Origin of the sequence: Nonomuraea sp. CA-218870 (genome assembly GCF_050936535.1) — a bacterium.
Taxonomy (GTDB): Bacteria; Actinomycetota; Actinomycetes; order Streptosporangiales; family Streptosporangiaceae; genus Nonomuraea; species Nonomuraea corallina.
Map to the genome: position 1 here is coordinate 200,582 of NZ_JBNJMN010000002.1, position 26,647 is coordinate 227,228.

Consider the following 26,647-nt stretch of genomic DNA (forward strand, 5'->3'; position numbering starts at 1 on the left):
AATTGGGTGGTCGCGTTAGTTGTGGCACGTCATTGCAGGCGTCATCGTTATCGTCCTCCACGAGGACGTCTCGAGCACGTCCATGAGTGGAAGGCTCGTCCGATAGCTGGCAGTCCGCTCTATTGCGGCAGCTCCGAAGATGGTCGACGCGGCGATCGACCGTACCCAGAACGCCGTCGTGGTCACCTGAGCCGGCTCGGCAGCGGGCATGGGATCGGCGATGGGGTGTTGCCTGCCGTATTGCCCTTCTTGGCCGAACTGTAGGGCACGGTGTCGCCAGTGGAGACGCTCCCGGAAATGGTGTGCGCGGCGATCGACCGCGTTCCGGACTCTGTCACCTGCGGCCTGCGGGGCGGACCGCAGAGCACGGCGACTGATCATTACCCTGTACCCAGAAATAACCAGGCCGAGCAGCGCCGCAAATACACCGATCAGGCAGGCCCCCTTGTTGGCATGGTTAAGGCCGGTCTTGAACAGCAGCACTCCTAGCACCACCAGGGCGAGCCCTGCCGCTATCTCGCCCGCCGTCCGCCACCCACGCGCCATGGCCCAATGATGAACCGCACATCCAAGATCAGACAGTCACTCCTGGAAAATCAAGAAGATCGTTACATCCGCCGCTTCAGCGCAGTTCCCAGGCCCTGGTGCGGTCCCGCACACATCGCTACCCTGATCGCCTTGCACATCATCGACCCGGCGAGTGGCCTACTGAGCTTGCCTGGGTCGATGATGCGCGCGGTGATCAGGGTATCCTCAGTCACTCCGCAGAATTCGAGTTCCACGGCGACGCTCACCTCGAAGCTGGAAATCACGGTCGGAGCGTCTCTTCTACTCTCGTGATGGTCCGCTGCTGGCCTATCAGCGCGTGGGCGGTGTCGGCTGCGACCGGCCGAAGAGCCGCAGGGCGGCCGGCGACCGCCCGACGTGCGGCGGGCCGCGGAGCGGACCGCCCTTGAAGACGTGGAGATAAGTCTCATCGGGTGATCTTCCTGACATTGTGCTGTCCCGGGACATGCTTGACGCGTGAGTCCCAGGACATGGGCGACAGGTGCCGTTATCGGCCAGTCTGGCGTGCGTCGTTGCGGCGTCGTGCGTCAGGAGGCCGGGATTGGCCCTGGTGGATATGTCCGTGGTCGAGCAGCGGTATCAAGCCGTGCTGCAGGTGCTGTCAGGGGCGAGTGTCACCGAGGTCGCCCGCCGATTCGGAGTCTCCCGTCAGGCCGTTCATCGATGGCTGGGCCGATACCGCGATCAGGGGCTGGCCGGGCTGTCGGACCGCTCCTCGCGCCCGCGTTCCTCGCCGGCCCGGACACCGGCCGCGGTGGAGGCACTGATCTGCGAGTTGCGGCGTAACCATCCCCGCTGGGGAGCCCGCCGGCTGGTGTGGGAACTGACCCGCCGCGGCTGCCCCGGGCCGGTGCGGTCGAAAGCGACGGTGCACCGGGTGCTGGTGCGCCACGGGCTGGTGCAGGTCACCCCCGAGGCCGGCGACGAGAGGACTACACGCGCTGGCAGCGCTCGGAGTCGATGCAGTTATGGCAGATGGACATCGTCGGCGGGATCATGCTGGCCGACGGCACCGAGTGCAAGATCGTCACCGGGGTCGATGACCATTCCCGTTACTGCGTCGCCGCCACCGTGGTGGCGCGCTCCACCGGGCGGGCCGTCTGCCTGGCCCTGGCCGACGCGCTGGGCCGCTACGGCATCCCCGATGAGCTGCTGACCGACAACGGCAAGCAGTTCACAGCCCGCTTCGGCCGCGGCGGAGAGGTGCTGTTCGATCGGATCTGTCGTGAGAACGGCATCACGCACCGGCTCGCCCGTCCGCATTCACCCACCACCACCGGCAAGGTCGAGCGTTTCCACCAGACGCTGCGCCGGGAACTACTGGACGAGCACGGCCCGTTCGCCAGCATCGAGCACGCCCAGCAGGTCCTGGACGCCTTCGTCGCCGACTACAACACCCACCGGCCGCATCAGGCGCTGGACATAGACCGGCCCGTCGACCGGTTCCAACCCCGCCACGAGGACGCCTTGCCGCTACGACTGCCGCCGGCCCTGCGCGCCCCGTCCGAACCACAGCCCGAGTCCGAGCCCGACCTCGGGTTGAGCCGGCGCCGGCACCGCTACTGGTCGACCCGGTGGCTGACGACGTTGACCCGGTCGAGCTGGCCGTGGAGTTCACCCGGGTCGTTCCCGCCTCGGGCAACCTGGCCGTTTGCGGGCAGCAGTTCTGGCTGGGCACCCACCGCGCCGGCCTCACCCTCACGCTGCGGGCCGATACCGGCACCGTCGAGCTGGTGACCGGCGGGGTCAGGATCAAGAAGGTCCCGTCCCGGCTCACCCACCAGCAACTGCAACGGCTGATCGTCGAGGGCGGCAGGCGCATCCGGCCCGCTCCCGCACCGATCCGGCCCGGCGCCGGTGAGGCGGTCTTGGTCGACCGGACCATCAACGCCAGCGGCCTGGTCGCCCTGGGCGGCCGGCAGCACTCGGTCGGCTACCAGTTCGCCGGGCGCCGGTTGACCGTCCGCATCGACGGTGCCGTGCTGCACCTCAGCGATGGGCACACGCTGCTGCGCACCCTGCCCAACCCGCTCACCAGCACCGAGATGGCCCGCCTCCGGGACGCCCGCCCCGCCGGGCCCGAACCACGCCTCGCCGCCGAACCCGTCCGCGTGCAGCGGCGCGTCAGCAGCCGCGGGCAGCTTTCGGTCGCGGGCCAGCGCATCCGTGTGGGCATCGGCTACGCCGCCACGACCGTGACCATCGAGGACACCGACGGGACCTTCCGCATCACCACGCATGTCGGCCAGGTCATCGCCGAGGTCGCCCGCACCACCACCAAGCCGATCGCCCGGTTCAAAGTCCGCAAGCCCCAGCACCAACGGAAGGTCACCTCGGGCGGGTAGAACTGCGTCCATGGACGTGATCAAGCTGGAGCAGGCGTTAGACGATCTTTTCGACCAGGCCCTGCTGCGGCATGGCTTCGTGGATCACCTGCGCGACTACCAGCTCGTGATCCTGCCGATGTCCGATCACCGAACCGGGACCACGCCGGCGACGCGGCGTTATCTGTTCCGGTACTGCGTGCAGGCCACCTGCACCACCGCGCTGCCGGCCCACACCTGGCGGGTCTCGCTCGATGACCGGCTCACCACCTACGAAACCGGCGTCGAGCTCGACGGATACGTCTGGGGCGTCAACTGGCAGGAGCTTTATCCCGGCGCCACGCTCATCACCGACTCACCCACCGCCCGCAGTTGGGCCGCAGCCATCGGCATCGATTTCCATGAAGTCCGGATCGAGACCAACGTGCACGACCTCACCCTGGTCTTCTCCGACCTGACCATCGAAGAACTTCCGCCCCCGTGACCGGGACACGGCCCGCTGTCGGTATGGCGGATCAGGAGGAGGCGCCGGGAGTGTCAACTTAACGGCTGATCTTGGTTGTTGAAGTGGTCAGAGGTTGGCAGGGGTGAGGCGGCCTTCGAAGGCGATCTGGAAGGCATTCAAGGGCGCTTTCCAGCGCATGGTCCATCTCTTGCGGCCCTGCCCAGTGGGATCGAGGCTCATCAGGGCCATGAACACGCACTTCAGGGCGGCGTTCTCGTTCGGGAAGTGGCCGCGGGCCCGCACGGCCTTGCGGATGCGGGCGTTGACACTCTCGATCGCGTTGGTGGAGCAGATCACCTTGCGGATCTCGACGTCGAAGGCCAGGAAGGGCACGAACTCGGCCCAGCTGGTCTCCCACAGGCGCACGATCGCCGGGTACTTGCGCCCCCAGGTCTCGCAGAACTCATAGAACCGCTCCAGCGCCGCCTCCTCGGTCGCGGCGGTGTAGACGGGCTTGAGCGCACGCGCGATCTTGTCCCAGTCCTGCCGGGATGCGTAGCGGAACGAGTTGCGCAGCAGGTGAATCACGCAGGTCTGCACGATCGTGCGGGGCCAGACCGCCTCCACCGCCTGCGGCAGGCCCTTGAGCCCGTCGCAGACCAGCATGAGCACGTCGTCGACGCCGCGGTTCTTCAGCTCGGTCAGCACCGCCAGCCAGTGCTTGGCGCCCTCACCGCCGTCGCCGGCCCAGATACCCAGGATGTCGCGGTGCCCCTCGACGGTGACGGCCATGACCAGGTAGATGGGCCGGTTGGCGACGTGACCGTCCCGGATCTTGACGTTGATCGCGTCCACGAACAGGACCGGGTACACGCGATCGAGCGGCCGGTTCTGCCATTCGGCCATGCCGTCCATGACCTTGTCGGTGATGGTGGAGATGGTCTGCTTGGACACGTTCGCCCCGTACACCTCGGCCAGGTGGGCGGAGATCTCCCCATGGGTCAGCCCCTTGGCCGAAAGCGACAGGACCATCTCATCCACGCCGGACAGCCGGCGCTGCCGCTTGCGAACGAGCTGGGGCTCGAACGTGCCCGCTACATCACGCGGCACCCGCACCTCTACGGGGCCGACATCGGTCACCACGGTCTTGCTACGGGTGCCGTTGCGGCTGTTGCCGCTGTTCTTCCCGGCCGGGTCGTGCCTGCCATAGCCCAGATGATCGGTGATCTCGCCTTCCAGGGCCGACTCCAGCACCCGCTTGGTCAGCTGCTGCAGCAGGCCGCCCTCACCGGTCAGCTGCAGCCCGTCGCTGCGGGCCCGGTTCACGAGCATCGAGATCAACTGCTCGTCCGTCAGCGAGCGATCCGGCTCGACAGGCAGTTCGTTCATGGACAGCGACTCCACGGCGGTCTCGGACATCAAGCGTCTCTTCCTTGATCATCAGATCCGCCGTTAGTTTTACAGTCCCGGGGCGCCAGCCTCATTGAGGGCCACGTTGTTGACAGAAGGCACGAGGCTGTTCAGCTCGTGCGCGTCCGGGTCGTTGTTGGCGATCCGCCTGCTCACGTCATGCAGCCTGCTCGGGCGTTGGGGCGTTCAGCTGTGTGCAGGTTCGGCGTCAGACGGTGGGCTGACGAAGCTGCCCATGTGCGGGATGGTGTAGAGGAGGCCCTCTTCGCGGAGGGCGCGTACCGCTTTGCGGGCAGTGTCGCGAGCGATGCCGAATTCCTGGACGAGTGAGAGCTCGGAGACCAGGTACTTGGGCGGATAGGTGCCGGACTGGATGCGCTGACGAATGACGTCTGCCACCTGCTGCCACTTCGGCCGGTCGGGCTCGAACTCGAACATGGGTCAACGGTAGAAAACCGGCCCGGTCGCCCCACGCTCGCCTACGTGGATAGACGTGGGTATACATAGGACTGTACGGTGACTGTATGTCAGCACGCGGCTATGACCTCGACATACTTCGCGCGGCGTTCCCGGCCTGGTCGCTGTTCTGTAGCGACGCGGGCGTCTTCTACGCGACCCGGCGCGGTGTCCATCTCCGGGATGCCGACATCGACAAGGGTCTGTGGCAGACCGTCAGTGCAGACGACGCGGAGGTCTTCGTGTCGCTGCTTCGGGATCAGACTCAGATGGCGGTGAGGTCGTGAGTGTCGGCCCGCCCCCGCACTTCAAGCATCACGGCCCCCATGTGCCGGCTGACCGAGTGGGGGCGGTACGAGTGGAGTGGTCGCCGATCCTGCCTCGGGCTGACCGGCTGCGGATCCGCGACCATTCGTGCTCGTGTAGGTACCCGATGTTCGAGTTCTGCACGTCCGGGGGTCTGTGGTTCGTCCGGTGCCACCCGACCAGGGACCCCGCGAGCATCCTGGAGAGCGCGTGGATGCCCGCTCGCGCCGCACATAAGCTGTGGGGGCAGATCCTCAGCGGCGAGGCGCAGTGACTACGGAGTGCTCGCGCGCTGGTTGAAGAAGACGCCGGCAGTCTGCTGGGCGATCTCTTGCGGGGTGGCCAGATCGGTGTGAAGCGGCGGTGGAACAGCTCGCTGTCGTTGGTGTGCAGGTCAGCCAGCGTTTCGTCCCATGCTTGGAGGCGATTGGTGGTGTCGCTGTCGCCACGCTGGCGGGAGCGCTGCTCACAGACCTGGCGGGGGTCCAGAGCAGTACGACGAGCCACGGCGCGGACTGGATCAGGCGGCGGATGTCGGCGATGTTGTCCAGGTGGACGATCGGCACCTGCCCGGCTGCGGTGAGCCGGTCGATGTGGTGGCGGTCGATGGCGTAGTTGTTGCCGTAGCGGTGAGTTTCGATCAACAGCCGCCCGGCGGCCCGGAGCTGGGTGAGTTCCTCGGCGCTGACGAACTCATACTCGGTGCCGCGCCGGTTCCCTACCTTGAGCTTGCGTACCAGGGCGAACCTCGGGTCGACTTCGCCGAGGGCGACGGTGGTGGCGCTCTTGCCGCTGGCGGGTGGCCCGTACAGTACGACGCCCATCATGTGAGGATCCGTTTCAGGGTCTCGCACGTCTTGTCGGCGAGGCTGATCGCGACGCTGAGGCGGTTGTCGACGGTGATGTGCTCGGTCGGTGGGCTGGTGTCGGTGTTGAGGCCGCTGACGTACGTCTGCCAGTTGACAGTTTCCAGGCATCACGAGCCGCTCCTGCGGAACTCGATGTACTCGCGCATCGACTCGGGATCACAGCGCACCCACACCACGCGGGGGCAGAGGCCAGGGCCCGACAAGCTCTCGGAGCACCCGGCATGAGCATCTGTCCGGTCACTGGAGGTGCTCGCCTCAGGAGAGGGGTACGCCGCGGGTGACGTCCTGAGCCACCACACCGCTATGGATCTTCCTGAGCAGCCCCGCACGTACTGGATGACTTGACCCTTCACATGAAGTCGAGCGCTCATTGGGCCGGTCGTGTCCGCCCGGGTGCGACGGCCACCGACGACAGGAGGAACGCCGCGAATGATCGAAATACCGTACACAACGAAACGATGGGAATGGATGCGCTCGTCCGACCGCATGGATTGGCGAGCTGTGTTCCCCGGTGAACACGATCAGGTGGCTCGCGTGCGGCGCGTGGTCGAGGCGCTGTTCGATGGAACGGGCCGCGAGGATGATGCCGCACTCATCGTCTCCGAGCTCTCGACGAACGCCCTGCTGCACACCAGGTCCGGCCTCGCCGGAGGCTGGTTCGGGGTAGAAGTCCACCTCCCGGAGAACGGCCCGGCCTACCTCGGGGTGTGCGACCTCGGGGGAGCAGGCGTACCGCTGTTCGACCGTCGACCGACTGACGGGAAGCTGACGGTAGGCGGGTTCGGGCTCGCGATCGTCAGGGATCTCGTCGTGCAGCTCTCCCAGATCGGGACCCCGGCAACCGGGCACACGGTCTGGGTCCACCTCGACCTCGAAGCCAAGAACGTCGAGCGAACGGGAGCCGGGGCGGGATGAGGGGTCGGCCTGCTGCTATCAGGCCGACCTCGTCGTACCGAGAGATCCAACACGAAGAGGGGCGAACTTTGAGCACCATGGACTTCGGGACCGTCCTGAACAGGCTCTACCCGTGGTACGACGGTGACGTACGCGCGCAGCTGTTCGCGCTGATGTGCGACGTGGCCTTCGTCTACGCGAGCAGCGACGAGATCGGCGACTTCAACCTCAGCCTCGACTGCGTACTTGAAGGCATCGAAGAGAACGTCCGCGAGATGCGGGTTGAGTACCACCTCGGCCCGCTGTCCCTGCTCCTGCCCGCGGCCAGCAGGTTGAGACTCAACGACGGTGCGGACGGTGGCGTCTGAAAACGGGATCGCGTGATTGATGGTGCCCGTCCGGTTCTCGGACGGGCACCTATCTCATTAGGGCGTCACCCCACGCTGAGCGCTTCGGGACTGTCGGCACCGATGGCGATGAGGTGGGCATAGAGGAAAGCGCTGATGGCCTCGTACGCCTTGAGCTCGTTGGCGCGGTTGGTGAAGCCGTGGCCCTCGTCGGGATAGATGTCGTAGCGGACTTCGACGCCGCGTTCGCGCAGGCGGGTGACGATCTGGTCGGACTCGGCCTGGGGGACGCGCGGGTCGTGGGCGCCCTGGATGACGAACAGGGGAGCGGTGATGCCGTCGGCGTGTGTGACAGGGCTGCGCTCAAGGAGCTGTTCGGCGCAGGTGTCGGGATCTCCGAGGACGGTTGCGACGAAGGTCTTCCAGGTGGGGGGCGACGCCTTGGCGAGGGTGACGAGGTTGCTGGGACCGCAGATGGAGACCCCCGCGGCCCATGAGTAGGGCAGGCGGGCCAGGCAGGACAGGGCGGCGAATCCGCCGTAGGACGCCCCCATGACGGCTAGGCGGCTGGTGTCGGCCCAGTCGAGGCTCTCCAGGTACCGGATGCCGTGGTCCAGGTCGTCGAGGTCGATGCCGCCCCAGTCGCGGTAGATGAGCTTCTGGTGGGCGGTGCCGTACCCGGTCGAGCCGGCGGCGTTGGGAGCCAGGATGGCGATCCCCTGGTGAAGAAGGTGCTGGTAGAGGCCCGAGCGGGCGTAGATGGGGCGTTCCTGGGCTTCCGGGCCACCATGGACGGACAGCAGGACCGGGTGAGGTCCTGGGCCGTCCGGACGGTAGAGCAGGGCATGGACGTCGCGCCCGTCGCGGGCCGGGTAGGTGATCAGCTCGGGGACGATTGGCCTGATGACACGCAGGGCCGCGGGGCGCGTGTCGGTGAGGTAGCGGAAGTCGTGGTGGGCCAGGTCCAGGACCGCGAGTTCGGCCGGCCGCGCCGCCGAGTCGATCAGGAGGACCGCGAAGGAGGCGTCCGGTGCCAGAGAGAGCGCCGAGATGACGCCAGGGGGGATCTCAGGAAGCGGAAGCGGGGAGCCGTTGCGTTCGGCGTGCAGGCGAGAGCGGCCGCCCTCGTTGACGGACCAGATGCGTACGTCTGCGGCGACGTCGAGCGTTTCGACGTCCCAGTTCGGGGCGGCGATCGCGTGCAGGGACTTGGCTTCGAGGTCGTAGAAGGCGGCGGCGGTGAACTCGCTCCAGTGGTCGGTGAGCAGGTGGAAGCCGCTGGAGTCCGGAGCCCAAGCACCGGGTTCGAAGACACCCTCGCCGAGGGCGGACGTCACACAGACGGGCTTGGCGTCCGGGTCGTCGAGATCGGTGAGGTAGACAGCGATGTCGGTGTTGGAACGGAAACCGGTCGACAGCAGCCAGCGGCTGTCGGGGGAGAGGCTGACGGCCTCGAAAGCGACCCCTTCGGGCGGCGTGAAGCGGCGGAGCTCGCCGGTTGTCAGGTCATGGACGACGAGGTCCTGGGCGGCGGGATCGCGGTCGTTGGCGGTGTAGGCCAGGAAACGACCGGTGGGGTCGAAGGGCGACTCGGCCAAGATACGTTGGCAGTCCGGCCCTGAGCTGACCTCGCTCGGTTCGCCGCCCTGCAGAGCGACTATGTAGATGCGGAACTGCTCGTCCCCGTTTTCATCAGCGGTGAAGACGAGCTGGCTGCCGGAGGGTGTCCAGGCGAACTGCCGTACCGTCCGGTTGTCGAAACCCGTCACCCGGCGCGGTTCGCCGCCGGCTACGGGGACGACCCAAAGGTCGTAGTGGCCGGAGGCGTGGCTGGAGTAGGCGACCAATCGGCCATCAGGAGACAGCGCAAGGGTGCGCTGGAATCGCTGCTGAGGTACGAAGTCCAGGTATCCGAGCATGTGACAGCCTCTCGAGTCAGTCGATCCAGCCGCGGCGTACCGCTGCGGCTCCTGCGGCGAAGCGGGTCTCCACACCCAGCTCATCGCGGATGGCGGTCCAGTGTCTGCGCATGGTGTTGACGCTGATGTCCATTCGGCGGGCGATCGCCTCGTCGGACAGTCCTTGGGTGAGCAGCTGCAGCACCTGCGCCTGTGCCGGCGTGAGCGGCCCGGCGGCCTTCGTGCTCCCGAACGGGATCGCCTTCTCCCACAGCAGCTCGAAATACTCCCGCAGGGCGCCGACGATGACCGGCGAGCGTACGAGCAACGCCCCGCCCATCCCCGTGGGCGTGAGCGGAAGGAGCGCGACCGCCTCGTCCGCGAGCTTCATCTTCATCCCGATGCGGGGCAGCAGCCGCGCCTGCTCACCGGCGGCCACCGCGGCCTCGATCGTCTTCGCGCCGATCGGATGCTCCGCGCAGCGGATCTCGTAGATGGCGCGGCACTGCACCTGGCCTTCGAACACCGGCAGCGGCGCGTACCCCGTGCTGTCCTCGACGGGCGCCTCCAGGACGTAGTTGTCCAGAGTGAGCCAGTCGTGCCGAGCGGCGTTGATGAGCGCGTACGACAGGCGGCTGATCTCGTCCCGATCGGTGACGATCTGCACGAGCCTTTCCATCCCAGAACTCGAAGACGACGCCGCGGACGTCTGATGGAAGTCGCTCAGCCGCTTGTGCCCGGCCAGCAGCCGCTCCTGATCGTTGACGAGACGGCGCGAGAGTTCCGACAGAACGCCCTGCAGCGCGAGCTCGGGCGGCGCGGGTATGAGACGCGGCGGCAGCAGTGGACCGTCCGGCCGCAGATGCGCCATCCCGCGGGCGGTCAGCTCCGCCACCTGCTCAGCGCTTCCCAGCAGGGACGCGGCGTCGCTCTCCGGACAGCCGTCCTCCGCGAGCAGCTTGGAGTACGACGCGAAGATCTCGTCCGGCACAACGCCCGCGAGCAGGCGTTGTGCGTTGATCTGATTCTGCCCGTCCACTGACACCCCCCGGACAGAGGGTAGTGGCTTCGATGCTTACGGTGATGCTCCTTTGTGGGCCGTGTCGAGGGTGAGTGGTTCCGCGCGATGGTGGGTTTTCACCACCGCGTTCTGGGGCCCGTAGCCCCGCTGTGCGAGGCGTTTCCATGATCCTGGACGTCCTGCCCCTGGTCAGTAGACGCCGTGGAGAGTTTCAGGCTCTCTGATCCGATGCCGTGCGCGATCTGATCAGTGCGAACGCTCAAGAGCGGCAAGGGAGGCAGCATGCGGCGGCAGTTCGTTAGAACGACGGCGAGGGCACTCGCCAGACGATCGTGGGCAATGCGGAGCCTGGCCGGGCTCCTGGTGATGTTCGGCCCGTTCGGTTCGCGCAGCCGTACGGCGCAGCAACCCGCCGACGTCCGCCCTGAGGCAGCGGCGGTTCCTACGCTCGTAGGCCCACATGGTGCCCCGGCGGTGCTTCCTCCCGCTGAAGCTCCCGCGTCGGAACCGGCCATTACGTCCACCAGGTCCACAGCTGTCCTGCGCAACTCGGTAGCTGACCGGCGTGGCGTGATCCGCCTTGTGGGCCAGTGCGTCATCGAGGGGCGAAACCGTACGGCGGGCGGTTGGGGAACCGACACCTGGGCCCTCCTCGGTCTGCTCGCCGAGCACCGCTCCTCTCTGCTGACCAAGAACGCGGCCGGCGACAAGCTCTGGCCGGAGGCCGAGGCTCCGCATGACCGGTTCGCCGGGCTGCTCAAGGCGACGCGGGCCAAGATGTGCGAGGCGCTCGGGATGCCCGGTAACTACGGGCGGATCGTCATCCAGTTCATGGGCAGCACCGGATACCGGATCAACCCCGACCTCTACACCTGCGACGTCTGGCAGATCCGCGACCTCCTCACCACCGCGGCGCGGGCCAAGGGCCCGGAGAAGGTTGCAGCGCTGATCGCCGCCGCGGACCTCTACACCGGCCCCTACCTCCCCGACGTTCCGCATGGCTGGGCGCGGAACGCGGCGGACGCTCTCAACCGTGCCGTCGTCCAAGCCCTCGCCCAGCTCGCCGATCTGGAGGAGCAGCCCGAAGCCGAGATTGCTTACCTCGAACGCGCCACCGAACTCGACGGCGTCGCCGAACATCTGTACCGCAGGCGAATGGAGGTCTATGCCCGCCTCGGCAGGCTCCAAGCCATTCACTACTGCTATGACGAACTCCGCGAACGGCTGCGTGCCCGAGGTAGAAAACCGTCCTCGCAAACAGAGCAGCTCTATCGCGGTGTTACTGGCTTCGTGTGAGCAGCTGAGCCGTCGGAATGGCTCTTGTTGATGGCTTGACGACAGGCGCTGAGGTGGGTCCTCATATAACCGTGCGTACGCGCACGCATAATTGAAAGGGGGTGCGCCCATGCGTTTATTACAGGTTGAACCGGAAGGGTCGCCGAGGTAAGTAATTTCGGTGGCTCTGGTGCCCCTCACTGCCGGTGCCAGTGAGGGGCACAGGCATCCGGGGGCGAAGAACGCCTCGCAGTGGCGTGCATGCCGCAGCACGCGGCTGCGAGGCGCCCTGCGGCGTGGCCACCTGACCTGGCATGCACCAGGCCACGCCGGCCTTCACGAGAAGTGGGACCAACCGGCTGCTATCCGGTTGGTCCCACCCCCTCAGAGTACGGGCAAGCCCACTGTGAGGAGCCCGGCTTCCGGAGGCGGGAAGCCCTCGTTGCGCGAACTTTGCGCTCTGTCGCTCGGGCCGCCGGTCGGTGTGCCGATCGCCCTACCGTTCGGGCCGCCGCCTTGACAGGTACTCCCGCGCCGGCGAGCGCGCGCAGCTGGATGGGGCCGCACGGGCTACCGGTGGCTCGCCCGACTCGCCTTACGAGTCGACTACTCGCCATGAAGCGAACCCTGATCGTTTTGATCCCATCGATGAATACTCTATGGCTCCGCTCAACAACTCGTAAGTCCAACGATTTCTGTTCAGCTCTTTGTGTTGCCCGTTGAGCTGCAAGGCCCTAACCGATCGGGGTATGAGAATCGGCGGCGATTTATTGCCTGGCCGGGCGGTCGCGAGTCATTTATTTTTACCTGCGCACGCCCGGATCGGCTTGCTTCGCATTCGGGGTCGAGAAATAGTCGTCATGTACGAACGAATTGGCCCCAGGATAATTCCGGGGCCGCATCCCAGGTCAAGGAGAAAAGAAATGACGACGAACACGATGGCCGAGAAGGCCGACGCCTCGGCCGAATTTCGCCCCGAAGGCACGGCGGCCAAGGTATGGGAGGCGCTGACCGCCGCCCCGGCCGCATCCGTCACGATGATCGCCGAGGCGGCCGGTGTCTCGCGGCCGACCGCGACCAAGGCACTGACGGCGTTCGCCGAGGCAGGCCGCGCCATCCGCACCCCCGGCGGGCGTTCCGAGGAAGGCCGCGCCCTGCCGGACACGTGGTCTCCGATCCTCGCCGACGATGCGCGTGATCAGGATGGCGACGTCCCTCCAGACACGACCGCTGACGCCGCCGTAACAGCAGACGAGAGCAACGAGCCCCCGACGGCGCCGGAAGCCTCCGACGCCACCGCTGAGGACGCCCCGGCGCCCACCATGTCTCTCACAGACGCCATGCGCATCCTCGAACAGGAGGCCGACCGCCGCGCGGCGGCCGAGGCCGAGCTGGCCCGTGCCCAGGCGGAGGAGGAAGCCCGCCGCCAGCAGGCCGCCGCGACCTTGGCCAAGGCTCGCACGATCGAAGACACGCGCCGCGCCCTGACCGACCTGCTCAACGCCGTGACCACCACATACGCAGCCCTGCTGTCTGATGACGACACGGCGTTCAGCACCGGCCTGGAGGCCATCTACAGCGGTACGGCAGACGTACGAAAGGCCACTCGCACTACCCAGCCCAAGACCACCACCGGGTGGGGTTCCTCGCGGGATGGGGACCGTAGCGCACCTCGGCCACTGCGCCCGGACGTCGTCGCTCACCTGACGAAGTACCCCGACCTGACGTTCACCGCGAACGAGATCGCGAAGGTGCTCGGCCGTTCCTCCGGGGCGGTCGCCAACGCTCTGGACACCCTCGCCCGTAACGGCGAGGCCGAGCTCGTCAGCGAGCGCCCCAACCGCTTCCGCACGGCCAAGCCCCAGAACACCTAGCCAGGGCCCCAACGTCCCTGGAATGAAAGGAGAAACCATGTCCGATGAGATGTTCACCCTCCTGGGGTGGGCATGGGATGTAGACCTGGCCACCCGCCTGGCCCGACGCCACCCAGTACGCCCGGCTGCTATCCGGACGTTGACCGGCGTCAAGGACCTCATCCGCATCGACCCCAAGCACGCCGCGACGGTCGACCTGACCAAACCCATCCTGGTCGTCCCGCTCCCGTGCGCGCTGCCTCCCGGCAACCGCCTGGTGATCGACGGCTGGCACCGCATACACCGCGCCCTGGACCTCGGAATGGAGAAGCTGCCCGCGATCCTCCTGGACCCGGCCGACGAGCGCACCTGTCGCCTACGAGGTGGCGACATCTGACATACGGCGAAGGAGGGGGCGGGGCGGCTGTGGCTGACCCGCCCCGCCTCACGCCTGCAGGAGGTGTGTCGTCCCGCAGCGTCGCTACGGCGGGCGAATGGCGATCGCGCCACAGGCACGAGCCGGATCAGTGATCGGGCGGCGGGCTGGGAAGTTGGGTCGTGTCGGACGGCGGCGGTCGGTGTCAGGACGCGCTTGTAGATTGCCCGGCGTGGCAGGGGGCCGACCAATGGAGGCAGATGGGCCCTCGGCTTTTCGCATCCAGCACCACTCGATCGCCCAGCGGCTCCCCGAGCCGTACGACGCCCTCGCCAGATTTTCCGACCCCCGCGCACAGGCCGTTGGGAATGTGCTGGTGAACCTCGACTCCGAGGACCACGACATCGTCCCGCTCGTTCGACCGCAGGCGGACGGTCGGCGTACTCCGGCCGAGACAGACGCCGTAGTCGTAGCTCACACGCAGCGTCTGTTCGTCGAGCATCTGGAAGCCTGTGACTTCGTAGGGCCGGTCGCGACCGACGGCGCCCTCGATGGTGCCAAGCGTTGTTTGGTCGACCGCGAGGTGATCAATGGGGCCAGGCAGGTTCGAGAAGTACAGCCGCCACGCCGGTACGGTGGCGATGCCGCGCAGGGTTCGCAGACGCATGGTCGTGAACGTCGCCGAGGTCATCTTGTACGCCTGATCGTCTTGGACTGAGGCCTCGGTTTCGTAGGGGGACAGCGCGACCAGCGCCTGGCGTGCACTGATCACGGGGACCCGAATGGTGGAGCCATCGTCCCAGCGGATCCACGCCTCCTTCGGAGTGGCGGGGAGCGGGCCGGCCACGGCGAAGCCGTACTCCTCATCACGCAGAATCTGCTCCTTCACGTTCTGCTGCATCTGGCTCAGGCCGCCCATCGGGACAAAGCCGTTGCGCCAGATCTCGGCCGCGCCGCTAAGCCGCCAGGTCCAGACGGCGCGGGTGGCGTAGTCGTCGAACGTGAGGCTTTGAAGAAGGAGATGGTCGCCTCTGGCGAGTGCGGTCACCGCCAGCAAAGTCACCAGTAATCGCAGCATCCGAAGAGCTTAGGACGTACGCGTCGAGTTGATCGGACGGCCGTAACCGATGATGTCCGCGCGTGCGCTGTAGCTGCTGATGCGAACGCGTAGGCCGGTGCGGGGGGCCTCGATCATGCGACCAGCGTCCAGGACGATGCCGACGTGCCCGGGACGGCCGGGGCCTCCGCCGGAGCCCTGGAAGAACACGAGATCGCCGGGCGTCTGGCGGCCGGACGGGACATGGGGGATGGCCTGCCACTGTTCCTCGGCGGTACGAGGAAGGGCGATTCCGGCTTGGTGCCAGGCGTAACGGACGAGGCCAGAGCAGTCGAAGCCCGTCACCTTCGCGCCCAGTCCTATCCCTGTGGTGGGGCCATCGAGGCCGCCCCCTCCGTAGGAGTAGGGAGTGCCGAGCCAACGGGACGCCGCCGCCACCGCAGCTGAGCCGCTTTCTGACCCGCTGACGAGGAGGGGCGGGCAGGCTGTGGCGTAGGAGTCGGCGATGCGCAGGACCCTGGCGACGTAGGCGGGATCGTGGTTGTAGCGCAAGAGGGCCTGGTCGAGACGGGTCGGTGCGCCGCTGTGACGAAGGTAGCTGGCTGCGGCGGGGATGGCGTCGGCGGGGTCGTAGATGTCTTTGGTACCGTCCGCGTTGTCGTCCATACCGAAGGACGGCCAGGTAGCCGGCATGAACTGCATAGGTCCTGCTGCTCCGGCGGAGTTGGTGCCGGTGGTGACGCCAGGCCCGATGCCTCGGCCGTGGTCGGATTCGGCCTTGCCGACCGCAGCCAGGACGGTCCAAGGGATGCCGTGGCGGGCGGCGGCCTGCTGGTAGAGCTCGAAGTAGTGGGACGGGATGTCGGTGGGCGCGGACGTACCGCAGGAAACGCTCGGAGCGTCGTAACCAGGTAGCACGGTCGCGATGACGCTGAGAAGGACGGCGATCAGGGCGAGCGCCCCGATCGCCGTGGCCGTGACGATCGGCATTACGCGGGGACGTGGTCGGGGCCGGTAGCGTCCGTGGGGCCCCACGCGCCCCGTAGGGCGATCAGGCGGCGGCGGGGGCCGGTTGATCCGGCTGGTAGCCATACGGGCCCGGCCGGACCGTCCGGGACCGTCGCGGGTGTGTGGACGGCCGTGGCGACGGGCACGTCGGGGGCCGTCAGGAACTTGCGGAAGTTGGCTTCGCGGGTGGGGCTCGGGAGCCAGAAGAGCACGGGCGTGCTGATGCCGGTTGCTTCGGCCAGGGCGGCGTACCCATCGACTTTGGCCAGGACGCGGGACAGCGGCTCGGTGCCGGTGTCGTATTCCAGGAAGAAGTCGATCGTGTCCGGCTGGCCGGTCGAGGAGGGCTCGCTCCAGCGGCCGAAGGCGTCCGGCCGGGCGAGGTCGCCCCACAGGGCGGTGCACCGGCGTTCGGGCCACCATTCGGCGACTTCGGAACCGTCAGCTCTGCGGCGGGCCGTGGCGTGCAGCTGGGCGAAGAACTCGTTCACGCCTGTCTGGTGAATCAGCCGGGACGAGAAGGCGATCGCGCCGGCCGAGTCGGGGCGGTAGCGGAGCTCGGCGGGAGTGATGCCGCGCTGGGCGGCCAGGTGGTGGGCCCCGGTGGTGCCGAGGATCCAGTGCCAGGGCCGGCTCCCGGTAGGGGCCCAAGGTCGGAAGCGGTCCAGGGCGCGTAGTTCGTAGAGGTCCAGGAGGCGATGGCGGGCGCGGTGGACGCTGGGGAAGAAGATGGCGGTGAGCTGGTCCGTGGTGAGGACGCGGTGCTCCCAGACGGCGTCGAGGATCTCGGCGTCTCGCGGCGTGAGGCGTTCGGCGAGGCCGGCGACGAGGGCTTGGCCGGCGCGGACGCGCGGGTGCCGGGAAGGAAGCAGGCGGCGGGGTGAGTTCGGCCGGGTCATGGAGTGCCCTCCTCGTGGGTTCGGCGTGGGTCAGTCGGGATGCGGAGCTTCGGCTTGGTCGCGGTGGCGGTCTCGGGGCGGGCGAACGTCGCACGGGAGGCGGCCCGGACGGCTTCCTGACGGCCAGGGATGGGATCGGGGAGGGGACGGGTGCGGAAGGTGAACGCCGGTGATTGGCCTCCCGCGCCGGTCATGATCCGTCCGGCCGCTTGGTACGCGCCCAGGTGGGACAGGTCGTGTGCCGTGAGCACGGGGCCGACATGGCGGGCGAGGTCGTGGGCATCTTCCGGAGAGGCGGTGAAGTAGGCCTTGTTACGCGCGTCGGCGGAGACGGCTTCGCGAAGGTCTCTGGGGAGCTGGGACAGGTGCTGGTGGGCGAGCGTGAGCGAGAACCGGTACGCGCGTGCCTCGGCCAGGAGGTCGCTGACGGAGATGGGCATGTTGAGGAAGTTCTGGGCCTCGTCGATGTAGGCGGCAGCATCCCGGCGTTCGTGCTCGGGCAGGCGGACCCGGGGAGTGATCGCCTGCCAGGTGTGGGCGAGCAGGAGCGAGCCGAAGAGGCGCGAGGCGTCCTCGCCGAGGACGCCCTTGGGCAGGCGGGCGAGGACCAGGCCGCCTGTGTCCAGGGTGCGGGCCAGGTCGAAGGTGGAGGCTCCGCCGGACAGGGCGTCGCGGACGAACGGGCGCAGGAGGACGGCGCGGAGCTTGTTCATAACGGGGCTGATCACTGAGGCACGGGCGGCGGGTGACAGCTCGTCGTACGCGGACCAGAAGCCGCGCAGCAGCTCGTCGTCGAGCTTGCCGACGATCCGGGCGCGGAACGGCGTGTCCGTAAGGAGCTTCGGTACGTCGGCGAGGGTCGCGCGGTGGCGCTGGGTCCGTACGAGGGTGAGACAGGCCGAGCGCATGAGGTCGTCCAGCCGCGGACCCCAGGACGAGGCGAAACAGCGGTGGAAGATCGTGACGATCGAGTCGACGGCGAACGCCGGGTCCGGTCCGGCGAGGACGTTGAAGCAGGGCGGATTGCCGGGTTCGGCGGGGTCGAAAAGGACCGTCCGTTTGATGGCGCGTTCGGGCAGGCGGTCGAGTACGTCGTCGATCAGGTCACCTTTGGGATCGATGACGAGGACACCTCGGCCGGCGTGGGCGTCGGAGAGGATGAGGTTGGCCAGGAAGGTGGACTTGCCGACACCGGTCTGGCCAAGGACATGCAGGTGCTGGCGGGCCGATGCCACGGTGACCCCCACAGAGCGCGGGTGTCCGGTCTCGGCGTCACCCAGGACCCGGACGTCCTGGCCAAACGCGGGGACGTCGGGCGCGGGCGGGACGGGCCGGGCTCCGGCTCGGACAATGCCCGGGGCGGCCTGGTCGTAGGGCAGGTGGGCGAGCGCGGCCAGCTCGTCGACGGCCAGCAGGTAGCCGGAGTTCATGCGGCGGTTCGACATGCGACCGGGGAAGTCGAGGCCGCGCAGGCGGCGCAAGTACTGGTGGCCGGAGGCGTAGAGCGCGAAGGTGGCGGCGATCTCGTGGGCGCGCCCACGGAGCCGGTCGCGGGCGTCAGGCCGATCACTCGTGACGGCATACGAGATCTGAACGGCGAAGCGCGGCTGGTTCGCCTTGGCGAGGACGGTCCGGATCTCCTCAGCACGCTCGGGGAACAACCGCGACAGCTCACCGGGCCGGTCGCGGCCCAGACCGCCGGGAGTGACGACATCGAACAGATCAGCCCGGAAGCTGCTGGACCTCCCGTTCCGCAACCCTGAAGCGGCGCGGTGAGCGGCTGACAGCCGCCGCCCCGTCACCGGGCGGACCAGGACCTGGACGGCGGCATGCTCACCTTGCCGCAACCCCGAAAGCGCGCCGAGGAGCGCGCGCAGCGGATCATTGCGGTGCGCAGTCATGAGTGGGTAGTGGTCAGGCCGAGCCAGAACCATCCGCCCTCGGGAAGCTGTGGCACCGCGCGGCATAGGCGGACCGGCCGGGCGAGTGGTCACAGACGCGCCTGGCCAAGCCGACCGGATCGCCTTCTCCACCAGCCCAGGCGGTACGAGCCCCGGCACCCACAACTGCACCCGAACGCCGGCGGCATCGGCCACGTACTCCCAAGCCAGATGAGGCTGGCCGAACAGAAGACGCTTCCAGCGCGGCGCGGTCAGCCCCATCACCTGCGACCACCAGGCAGCCGCGCTACCGGGCTCGACCTGCGGCGGGACCGCGATCTCGACCAGCCGAGCGTTACGCGCGAAGCGCGCGTTGCGCCACCGCCAGAGGACGGCTTCGGCGGTGCTGAGACCGACGGCACCCCCAACCACGGCTCCCCAGAGCGCTGGATCAGAAAGGCCCTGGATCATTCGGCCGGATCCGTTGTGGCGAGCGCATGCTCCGATGCACTGGCGACAGCGACGAAAGCGGCACGATCTCCTGCGCCGCCGCAGACCAGGCCCTCACCCTGGCCGGCCGACAGCAGGAAGAGCCGTTCCCCTTCGGTGAGGTCGAAGGCTTCGGCGATCTCGTCGATGGCCTGCGGAGCCTGCCGCAGCAGTACCTGCGTACTGGCGTTGGAGACGACCGCCTTGCCGAGGTTGGAGCCGAGCAGATCGGCGGCGTCCTGGGTGACGACGGCAAGGCCGGCCCAGTGCTTGCGGGCGGATTTGGCGAGCCGGTAGAGGAACCTCGCGCCCTCGTTCTCGCGCATGAGCGTCCACGCCTCGTCGACCACGACCAGGCGACGACGCCGGTCGGCGGGGTTGGACACGCGCCGCCAGATCGCGTCGAGCGCCAGGAGCATCCCGACCGGCCGCGTCTCCTCGGGCAGGTCCCGCAGCGAGAACACGATCAGGTGGCCGTCCGGCCGAGTCGTGGTCGGACCGGCGAACAGGCTCCGGTAGGAGCCGGACACGTACGGGGCGAGCCGCCCGGCCAGCTCGGACGCCTCCGACCCGTCAGCGGCTTCCAGCATCGTCACCAGATCGGCGAGCAGCGGCGCAGGACGCTTCCACGTGCGCTGGTCGGAGGTGATGCCCTGGGCTGCGTACGTGGCGATCACCGCCTTGTCCAGTACCGCCTTCGTCGCGGCGGTGAGCGGTTCGCCGAGCATGGTCGTGACCAGGGTCTGGAAGAACATCGCGCGCCGGTCGAGCGCGTCGTCTTCCGCGGAGGCGGGCAAATCGAACGGGTTGAAGCACACGCCTGGCGTGCCAAGACCGAGAACGGTTCCTCCGACGGCGTCCGACAGGCGGCGATACTCGTCCTCGGGATCGACGACACACACCTCGACCTGGTGGAACAGCAGCCGCAGCACCTCCAGCTTGGTGAAGTACGACTTGCCCGCCCCCGACCTGGCGATCGTCACGGAGTTGTAGTTGTGGTGGGCGAACCGGTCCCACAGCACGACGCCAGAGGAGTAGACGTTCAGCCCGAGCAACACCGGCGTCTCGCCAAGCCGTGGCCGCAAATCCGGCGAGGCGAACGGGAACGCCGCCGCGAGCGCCGAGGTGTCGAAGGTCCGGCGGGTCTTCAGCGTGTCCGTAGCGAGTGGAAGCGTGGCCATCCACCCCTGCATCGCCCGGAACGTCGCCGGCTGCGCGTCGAGCAGCAGCGACGCCGCCAGCGCCTTGACGTGCTGAACCTCCGCCTCCAGTTCATCGGCATCCGCGGCGTGAACGGTGAGATAAAGGCCGACACGGAACAGGCGGCCGTGCCCTCGGGCGAGGGAGGCGGCCAGCTCCGCGGCATCGTCGGCAGCCGCCTCGGCCGCGAAGTCCGGCATCCGGGCACCCGCAGAGGCGGACTCCAGCCGGGCGAGCTGACGGCGAAGACGCTGGGCGGCGATCAGCGGCGGCACCGGCTCAATGTGCAGCGACACATCGAGGTGCCCCGGATAGCCGGTCAGCGGTTCGAGCCAGCCCGCGCCGACCTCTCGCGGGTACCCCGCGATCGCGAACGACGCACACACCCCGTCCGGGAACTCGACCGAGCGGGCGTTGATCCTCAACGATGACGGGCCGGGCAAGGCGGCGGCGGTACGGGCCAGCTCCTCGCTGTCGCCGGCAGGGCGGGCGAACCTCATCGAGTCCCCTCTCCAAGCGTGATCGGCTCATCAGGACGGGCGACCCCAACCGGGTCGGGGCGACGAGGCGACAGCGACCGTACGAGCAGATCGCGAGCGTCCTCGGCACCCACAACGGAGGCGTGAACCCCGAGACCGAGCAGAGAACGCACGGTCTCCTCAGCGCGACGCATCACGATCGCCGCCGAGCTGTCCCGCCGAGCCGAGCGCCGGGACCTCCGCATCCATCCGGGCGGTTGCTCGGCGTCCTGGTGACGAACGACAACGAGAACATCCCGCGTCAGCAGATCTCGGGTGGCGCTCAGCTCGCTGAGGAACTCGGCATGCCGGCGGGCCGCCTGCTCAAGCGCTGGATCAGCCAGACGCCCTGCCGACCCCTCGATCACGTCGGCGAGATCGGACAGGTCGACCGGCCGCGCCTGCAGCAGGATCTGCACGGGAGCGTCCAACGAGTTCAGCCACCCGGCGAACACCCCGACCAGCGCCGCCTGCTCCTCGCCCGTCCGCAGCCCGAACGCCACGGTCCCGGCTCGAACAACGGCGACGCTCCCGCCTTCGGCCAACTCCATGACACCGTCCTCGCGAATCGCCCGGACAGGGAGCCGCAACGCACCCGGCAGGCGGCCCCGCACGCGACACCAGGCCGGCGGCGGGAGGACTCCTTCCTCGGTCGTGACGAGCCTGCGATCCCGCCGCAGGTAAGCGAAGGCGTGGAGGACGAGCCGGTCGAGGCTGAGCCCGTCCCGCCTGCCGAGTGCCAACGCGGACCCGCAGGCGATCATCGGCAGGAGGGTCGCGACGAGGGCCGGGACGGGCAACCGGTCGCCGGCCATGAGGTACACCCAGGCCGCCAGCACCCCGGTGCCGGCCAGGATCGCGGCTTGCCGGACTGTCAGGTTCGCGAAGAGCTTGTCCGGCATCTCCACATCGGCTGGGATCTTCGCGACCAGCCGTTCCTTACTTGCGTGGCGCACGACGTACCGTCCTTCTGGGTAGACGAGGCGTTTGAAGCCGCAAGGTGACCTGGGACAGACGCTGCGCCGGCCGACGGGGTGGCCGTGGTGTGGACGGCACGGCACTGTTCGGTGGCCGGTTACGGCGGATGATGGGTCGGCGATGCGGTGCCGGCTGCGGAGGGTGTTTGGGCACGGGGTTCCGCGTGCCGTTATCCGGCCTGTGGGGGCGCTCAGGACGTTCATCAGGGGACGAACGATCAACCCGCACGTTCCGATCGCCCGGACGGCCGCTGGCGGCGGCCCCCGGCGGACGACGGGGGTGACGCGGCGCCCCCGAACACGGCCCGCCCGCGTTCGGCCCCCGCCTACCGGGACCACCGCCCGGACCTCCAGCAGGAGGACCACTGGGCCCGCCGCCTCCGCCTCTGCTCGGCGGGGTGGGCGGATTCGGCGGCTTGGGACGATGCGCCGCGCGGGCGGCACCGGCCCCCTTACCGAGCAGCATGTTCAGCCCGCGATAGACGACCAGGGACTTCACCAGCCGTGAAAGGGCGCGAGGCTTGCCCGCCTGCCAGATGGTCCGCGCGACCCATCCAGGGATCTTGAGCAGGACGAACAGCAGACATATGGCCATGAGCAGGTCGGTCATGTCCGCCGTGCTCGGAATCCAGAAGGAGTCGTCGTCGGCCGGATTGGCGGAGAACAGCAGTTGCAGCGCTGTGACGAGCACGAGCGACTGGCACGCCTGGATCGCCAGGAGCCCGGCGAAGGCCCGCCACCACAGCCGGGCGATCCCCTCGGTGACCGGCAGCGCGTGCAGGATCAACGCAAGGGGCGCCGCCACGATCAGGACCATGGTGAGCGCGATCCGGACGATGTAGGTGAACAGCACGCCGACCGCCAGGACGACCACCACGAGCGCCACGATCGCGAAGAACACGCCCTTGAGGACGATCCCCGCGAGGACCGCCTTCTTGATCGCGTCGAACACCAACTCCGGATCGATCCGATCAGCTCCGTCGGCCAGGAACGCCTGACTCAGCCCGTTGGCCAAAGTGATCCCGTACTTGATCGCGATCAGGCTCAGGTTCGCGGCCAGAAACGCCCACACGAGCCTCGGCAGCAGCTCCCGCGCCGAGACCCCGCCGGGCATCGCCTGCCCGACCATGAGCATCACGCCCGCGACGGTCACCAGCAGCACGAAGCACGTATTCGCGATCGTCCGCGACAGCTCCCACAACTGCTTGGCCCGCGCCATCTCGGGGGAGTCCAGCTCCGGCGTCGCCAGCACGGTCGATCCGAGCATCTCGAACACCGGCTTGGTCGCCGATTCCACAAGATGCGTGAACCATTCGTCCACCGCCTGCCGGGTCTTGCACGCCACGTCGATGAAGCCGCAGTCCGACGCCGGCGGCGTCACGGCTGAAGGCGACGGCGCCGGGCTGGGCGTTGCGGAAGGCGTCGGAGTCGGTACGGGCGTCGCAGGCGCGGCAACCGCCGGCCCGCTGAGCATCGCCGAGACGAGCGCCGCCGCACCGACAGCCAGCAGAGCGAACAGCCCGAAGACTCGGAGGCGAGCCAGGGCCGCCACCTCAGGCCCCCACGATCCGCTGAAGAAGCTCCACCAGGACCGGAGCGAGCATCGCCACCCCGAACCCGAGCGCCCCGTACCGCAGCGTCTTCTTGGCGGCCTCGACCTCCCCGGGGTCACCTCCGGCCAGGATGTAACGCACCCCGCCGATGGTGAAGAACAGCGTGGCCAGGCCCACCAGCAGCCCGATCACCACGTTCCGCAGGTTCGTGATGACCTGGTCGAGCGAGGCGGACGCCAGCCTGGTCATCGCCTCGGCGACCCCCGGCACGGTCAGCGCGGCCACCATGCAACCGGCCGTCCAGAGCACTGAAGCGACACCACGCCGGACCCAGCTCGTACCCGCTGGAACCCGGACAACGAACAACGGACAAGGCCGAAACGACTTCATGACATGGCTCCCCGAGACGTGAGGTCCTGAGCTGGGCCGCCAGCCGCGATCACAAGCCCGGAACGGGCCGGGATGGGTGTCCTCCTTCAAAGGACGAGGGACGATGGGCTCGATGGGAACGGGCAACCGCCCCCCAGAACCCCGCCCCGAGCCGTGACCACGGCTGACATGGATGAACCACCGATTCAGCAGGCGAGATTGGAAGCCGGCCCGTCACAGCTGACCGAGACTTGACCCTCCTCGATCGCCCGCGCCAGCCGCGCCTCGGCCGCCCGCCGCCGCTTGTACAGCCGATCCGCCGGCACCCCGAGCCGCCCCGCGTACGCCCGCAACGCCTGCCCCTCCAGGCGCGTCGCGTTGATCAGCTTCGCCTCATCCGAGGTGATGATCCGGCACCGGACGGCCTCGGCGAGCACCATGAACGGCTCGGTGTCCAGCGCCACGGGCTCGGGTAGGTCGGCGCAGATCTCGATGGAGGCCAGCTCCCGCGCTCGGACCCGAAGCGCGCCCTTCTTCGCCCACAGCAGCAGCCGAGGCAGGATGTTCGGCGGATCGAGATCGATCCGACGGAGTTGGGCGACGAAGTACGTCACCATCTCCGAGACGATGTCGTCGACCACGTGCGCGGGGCAGCCCTGCGTGGTCCGCGCGGCCAGGTTCTTCAGCCCCGGCATCGCCACCCCCACACACCCGATCACCCAGGCGGGACCGCCGGCGCGTGAGCGTCGTACGAGATGCGCCCAGACGGTGTCTTTCAGTTCATCGTCAGCTTTCGACGAGAGCAGCAACGTCTTGAGCTCACCCAGATCGATCGGACGTTGAGGAGCCCCGTGCCCGATGGAGCGGGCATCCACCGAGAGTGGGTTTGGACCGGTGATCAGGAGTTGAAATGCTTTGTCCGCCGCCTTCAGGGCGTTCTGGTGGAAGGTCTTCGATGCTGTGCTGCCTTGTAGATCGATGGACATGGTGTCCCCCGTTGGTCAGGCCGAGTCGGTCGATTCAGGTCTCGACCACCGGGTGGGAGGAACTCCGAGCACCAAGGGCAGAAGCGTGGACACCATGAACCGCCGCAGAGTTTCCCATTGAGCCTCTGACCAGGGGCGACGAGAAAGTTGAAATACGTGTTCAAGATCTTCGCCAAGCCCGCCAGACCATAACTGACCTGCCGCTGCCCGTCTCGCTGCGTAGGTTGTCAAAGTTCTGGCCAAGCAGTCACATTCGGCGTAACGAGGGGGTGCAGGCGGGTGCGCGCCGACGTCGGCGTGCGCACGCTACTCCAGCGCCACGATGCCGTTACCCGTATAGGTATTCCTTCGGTGGCTGGCGATTTATTGGCCGCCGGCGGCCAAACTCGAAGCATGGCCCCAGCTGAGAAGCAATACGCCTTCGTGATCCAGACGCGGGAGACCCAAGACAGAGTCTGGTCATGGGTTTCCTACGAGGCGTCTGGCGACGATGTGGCGGCAGGACGTGGAGTGGTGGACAACGTCTCAGGAACTCCGCGCAGCTTCGGCCGCGCCACCTTCAACGCCTATCTGGATTACCTAGTGGCCTCTGTTCCAGGCGCTGTGGACTACTACCTGTTCGAGGACGAGTACGACACCGAGTGGCGGATCCTGGTATGGGACGTGCCTGCTACGGATTACAGCCAGTACAACACTGTGCCACCGCCTGGCGACTCCTTGCGTCGCGGGTACGCGCTCGCCATGGCCGCCGAGAACATCGAACCTCACGCGATAAGCACGTGGCCGGGCAGCGTGATACGTAGGCGATTGCAAGACAAGCAGAGGGTCACACAGAAGGGCAACCGAGCCGAGAGCGAAGGTCCCTGAAGCAGGTAAGTTGTAACTCTGCCCGTACAATTCGGCGGAAAGTACGCATGCGGTGCAACTCGTTTAGGGGAGTGTCGGCGTCGCAAGTCGAAGCGTCCAGCATGATTCCTAAGAGCCGCACGGGGAAATGTAGGTCCACGGCCACGGGTAGTGGAGTTAGACCCTTAGCGACGTGCGTTCTGCTGAAGTGGCAGCGAACCATGGCTGACTGATCACTTCGCCTCTGCCTTTGGCAACACGACGCGTGCCCAGGTCGTCATCTTGTCGAACAGCTTCAGGATGAACTCTCGACCCGTCGCGAAGAACGGTAGAACAAGTAGGGCCGGAGTCATCAAGATGACGATCAAGATGACTGGTGCGATGAGCAGCGCTGCCAGGGCTACGCGCTGCCAGGTGTTGTTGATGACGATCACAGCCGCTCCCGCCACTTCGTTCACCGGAGTTCTTGAGGTCCCGCAGGGCCCCCGCCCTCGTGCAGGTCCTCAAAAAACTGGTAGCCAAAGCGGCTAGGAGGTGTTTTTAACGATGCGTCCCCGGCCATTGCAGTCGCTAAACATCGAGCCGCCGACGTGCAAAGGAAGTTCACGCCTTCAGCGCGGCCTCGTCCATCGGTGAGAGAGGCCTCGCCGTTCGGTGGGACGCGAGGTGCATCGTGCCTGGCTCCGACGCAGCTTCCAAGCGAGACCACGTTCGCCGTGGCGCTGACTCGCTGGTGCTATCTACGTCCCCACTGACGTGAGCGTAATGCCTCAGAGCCCTCGGCTACACCTCGTTCAAGGGGCAGCTAGCGGTTCCAATCAATG

The 26,647-nt window shown here is 67.6% G+C and carries 25 protein-coding genes and 1 pseudogene; 9 read left to right on the forward strand and 17 right to left on the reverse strand.

Annotated elements, in window-relative coordinates:
- Nucleotides 1-15: 15 nt before the first annotated feature.
- Entirely contained in the window at nt 16-483 is a 468-nt protein-coding gene (locus ACQEUU_RS29595) for a hypothetical protein (protein ID WP_433072381.1), read from the reverse strand.
- A gap of 125 nt (nt 484-608) precedes the next feature.
- Entirely contained in the window at nt 609-812 is a 204-nt protein-coding gene (locus ACQEUU_RS29600; RefSeq protein ID WP_433072382.1) for a hypothetical protein, read from the reverse strand.
- 311 nt (nt 813-1,123) lie between these two features.
- Between ACQEUU_RS29600 and ACQEUU_RS29605 the strand changes: the two are divergent.
- A pseudogene (locus ACQEUU_RS29605) lies at nt 1,124-2,912 on the forward strand (IS481 family transposase).
- A 10-nt stretch (nt 2,913-2,922) separates the two neighbouring features.
- On the forward strand, nt 2,923-3,375 hold the full coding sequence (locus ACQEUU_RS29610) for a hypothetical protein (RefSeq protein WP_433072383.1): 453 nt from the start codon (nt 2,923-2,925) through the stop codon (nt 3,373-3,375).
- Nucleotides 3,376-3,462: 87 nt separating this feature from the next.
- Here the strand turns inward: ACQEUU_RS29610 and ACQEUU_RS29615 are convergent, their stop codons facing one another.
- Nucleotides 3,463-4,725 (reverse strand): IS256 family transposase, encoded by a 1,263-nt coding sequence (locus ACQEUU_RS29615; RefSeq protein WP_433074401.1) that lies wholly within the window; start codon nt 4,723-4,725, stop codon nt 3,463-3,465.
- 207 nt (nt 4,726-4,932) lie between these two features.
- Entirely contained in the window at nt 4,933-5,184 is a 252-nt protein-coding gene (locus ACQEUU_RS29620) for a GntR family transcriptional regulator (protein ID WP_433072384.1), read from the reverse strand.
- A gap of 86 nt (nt 5,185-5,270) precedes the next feature.
- On the opposite strand from ACQEUU_RS29620, the gene ACQEUU_RS29625 reads away from it, so the two are divergent.
- On the forward strand, nt 5,271-5,489 hold the full coding sequence (locus tag ACQEUU_RS29625; RefSeq protein ID WP_433072385.1) for a hypothetical protein: 219 nt from the start codon (nt 5,271-5,273) through the stop codon (nt 5,487-5,489).
- A gap of 273 nt (nt 5,490-5,762) precedes the next feature.
- Here the strand turns inward: ACQEUU_RS29625 and ACQEUU_RS29630 are convergent, their stop codons facing one another.
- Entirely contained in the window at nt 5,763-6,335 is a 573-nt protein-coding gene (locus ACQEUU_RS29630) for a hypothetical protein (RefSeq protein ID WP_433072386.1), read from the reverse strand.
- A 510-nt stretch (nt 6,336-6,845) separates the two neighbouring features.
- On the opposite strand from ACQEUU_RS29630, the gene ACQEUU_RS29635 reads away from it, so the two are divergent.
- Entirely contained in the window at nt 6,846-7,292 is a 447-nt protein-coding gene (locus ACQEUU_RS29635; protein WP_433072387.1) for an ATP-binding protein, read from the forward strand.
- 77 nt (nt 7,293-7,369) lie between these two features.
- Entirely contained in the window at nt 7,370-7,639 is a 270-nt protein-coding gene (locus tag ACQEUU_RS29640; protein WP_329588360.1) for a hypothetical protein, read from the forward strand.
- A 65-nt stretch (nt 7,640-7,704) separates the two neighbouring features.
- Here the strand turns inward: ACQEUU_RS29640 and ACQEUU_RS29645 are convergent, their stop codons facing one another.
- Both ACQEUU_RS29645 and ACQEUU_RS29650 read right to left on the reverse strand, forming a co-directional pair.
- Nucleotides 7,705-9,537, reverse strand: a complete 1,833-nt coding sequence (locus ACQEUU_RS29645; RefSeq protein WP_433072388.1) for a S9 family peptidase — start codon at nt 9,535-9,537, stop codon at nt 7,705-7,707.
- A 16-nt stretch (nt 9,538-9,553) separates the two neighbouring features.
- The gene (locus tag ACQEUU_RS29650; RefSeq protein WP_433072389.1) at nt 9,554-10,555 is read right to left on the reverse strand and encodes a LuxR C-terminal-related transcriptional regulator; all 1,002 of its coding nucleotides are present in this window, start codon (nt 10,553-10,555) and stop codon (nt 9,554-9,556) included.
- A 552-nt stretch (nt 10,556-11,107) separates the two neighbouring features.
- On the opposite strand from ACQEUU_RS29650, the gene ACQEUU_RS29655 reads away from it, so the two are divergent.
- The 3 genes from ACQEUU_RS29655 (at nt 11,108) to ACQEUU_RS29665 (ending at nt 14,062) form a co-directional block, all read left to right on the forward strand.
- The gene (locus ACQEUU_RS29655; protein ID WP_433072390.1) at nt 11,108-11,833 is read left to right on the forward strand and encodes an AfsR/SARP family transcriptional regulator; all 726 of its coding nucleotides are present in this window, start codon (nt 11,108-11,110) and stop codon (nt 11,831-11,833) included.
- Between the two features lie 902 nt (nt 11,834-12,735).
- Nucleotides 12,736-13,686 carry a hypothetical protein gene (locus tag ACQEUU_RS29660; protein WP_433072391.1) on the forward strand — a complete coding sequence of 317 codons (951 nt, stop codon included), beginning with the start codon at nt 12,736-12,738 and terminating at the stop codon, nt 13,684-13,686.
- Nucleotides 13,687-13,723: 37 nt separating this feature from the next.
- Nucleotides 13,724-14,062 (forward strand): hypothetical protein, encoded by a 339-nt coding sequence (locus ACQEUU_RS29665; protein ID WP_371249775.1) that lies wholly within the window; start codon nt 13,724-13,726, stop codon nt 14,060-14,062.
- 184 nt (nt 14,063-14,246) lie between these two features.
- Here the strand turns inward: ACQEUU_RS29665 and ACQEUU_RS29670 are convergent, their stop codons facing one another.
- From ACQEUU_RS29670 to ACQEUU_RS29710, 9 genes are all read right to left on the reverse strand, one after another.
- Entirely contained in the window at nt 14,247-15,119 is an 873-nt protein-coding gene (locus ACQEUU_RS29670) for a hypothetical protein (protein WP_433072392.1), read from the reverse strand.
- Nucleotides 15,120-15,128: 9 nt separating this feature from the next.
- The gene (locus ACQEUU_RS29675) at nt 15,129-16,088 is read right to left on the reverse strand and encodes an NlpC/P60 family protein (protein ID WP_433072393.1); all 960 of its coding nucleotides are present in this window, start codon (nt 16,086-16,088) and stop codon (nt 15,129-15,131) included.
- Nucleotides 16,088-17,005 carry a replication-relaxation family protein gene (locus tag ACQEUU_RS29680; protein WP_433072394.1) on the reverse strand — a complete coding sequence of 306 codons (918 nt, stop codon included), beginning with the start codon at nt 17,003-17,005 and terminating at the stop codon, nt 16,088-16,090. The genes ACQEUU_RS29675 and ACQEUU_RS29680 overlap by 1 nt, the downstream gene beginning before the upstream one ends.
- The gene (locus ACQEUU_RS29685) at nt 17,002-18,906 is read right to left on the reverse strand and encodes a type IV secretory system conjugative DNA transfer family protein (RefSeq protein WP_433072395.1); all 1,905 of its coding nucleotides are present in this window, start codon (nt 18,904-18,906) and stop codon (nt 17,002-17,004) included. Before ACQEUU_RS29685 ends, ACQEUU_RS29680 begins: the two co-directional genes overlap by 4 nt.
- A 446-nt stretch (nt 18,907-19,352) precedes the next feature.
- Nucleotides 19,353-21,074: a VirB4 family type IV secretion system protein gene (locus tag ACQEUU_RS29690; RefSeq protein WP_433072396.1), complete on the reverse strand. Its 1,722-nt coding sequence runs from the start codon at nt 21,072-21,074 to the stop codon at nt 19,353-19,355.
- Nucleotides 21,071-22,048, reverse strand: a complete 978-nt coding sequence (locus ACQEUU_RS29695) for a PrgI family mobile element protein (protein WP_433072397.1) — start codon at nt 22,046-22,048, stop codon at nt 21,071-21,073. Before ACQEUU_RS29695 ends, ACQEUU_RS29690 begins: the two co-directional genes overlap by 4 nt.
- Entirely contained in the window at nt 22,032-23,450 is a 1,419-nt protein-coding gene (locus ACQEUU_RS29700; protein WP_433072398.1) for a hypothetical protein, read from the reverse strand. The genes ACQEUU_RS29695 and ACQEUU_RS29700 overlap by 17 nt, the downstream gene beginning before the upstream one ends.
- 172 nt (nt 23,451-23,622) lie before the next feature.
- Nucleotides 23,623-23,931, reverse strand: coding sequence for a pilin (locus tag ACQEUU_RS29705; protein ID WP_371249786.1), 309 nt, complete (start codon nt 23,929-23,931; stop codon nt 23,623-23,625).
- Between the two features lie 266 nt (nt 23,932-24,197).
- Nucleotides 24,198-24,977: a hypothetical protein gene (locus tag ACQEUU_RS29710; RefSeq protein ID WP_433072399.1), complete on the reverse strand. Its 780-nt coding sequence runs from the start codon at nt 24,975-24,977 to the stop codon at nt 24,198-24,200.
- Nucleotides 24,978-25,256: 279 nt separating this feature from the next.
- Between ACQEUU_RS29710 and ACQEUU_RS29715 the strand changes: the two genes are divergently transcribed.
- Nucleotides 25,257-25,844 (forward strand): hypothetical protein, encoded by a 588-nt coding sequence (locus ACQEUU_RS29715; RefSeq protein ID WP_433072400.1) that lies wholly within the window; start codon nt 25,257-25,259, stop codon nt 25,842-25,844.
- A 212-nt stretch (nt 25,845-26,056) separates the two neighbouring features.
- Here ACQEUU_RS29715 and ACQEUU_RS29720 read toward each other — a convergent pair whose 3' ends face one another.
- On the reverse strand, nt 26,057-26,257 hold the full coding sequence (locus ACQEUU_RS29720) for a hypothetical protein (RefSeq protein ID WP_433072401.1): 201 nt from the start codon (nt 26,255-26,257) through the stop codon (nt 26,057-26,059).
- Between the last annotated feature and the right edge of the window lie 390 nt (nt 26,258-26,647).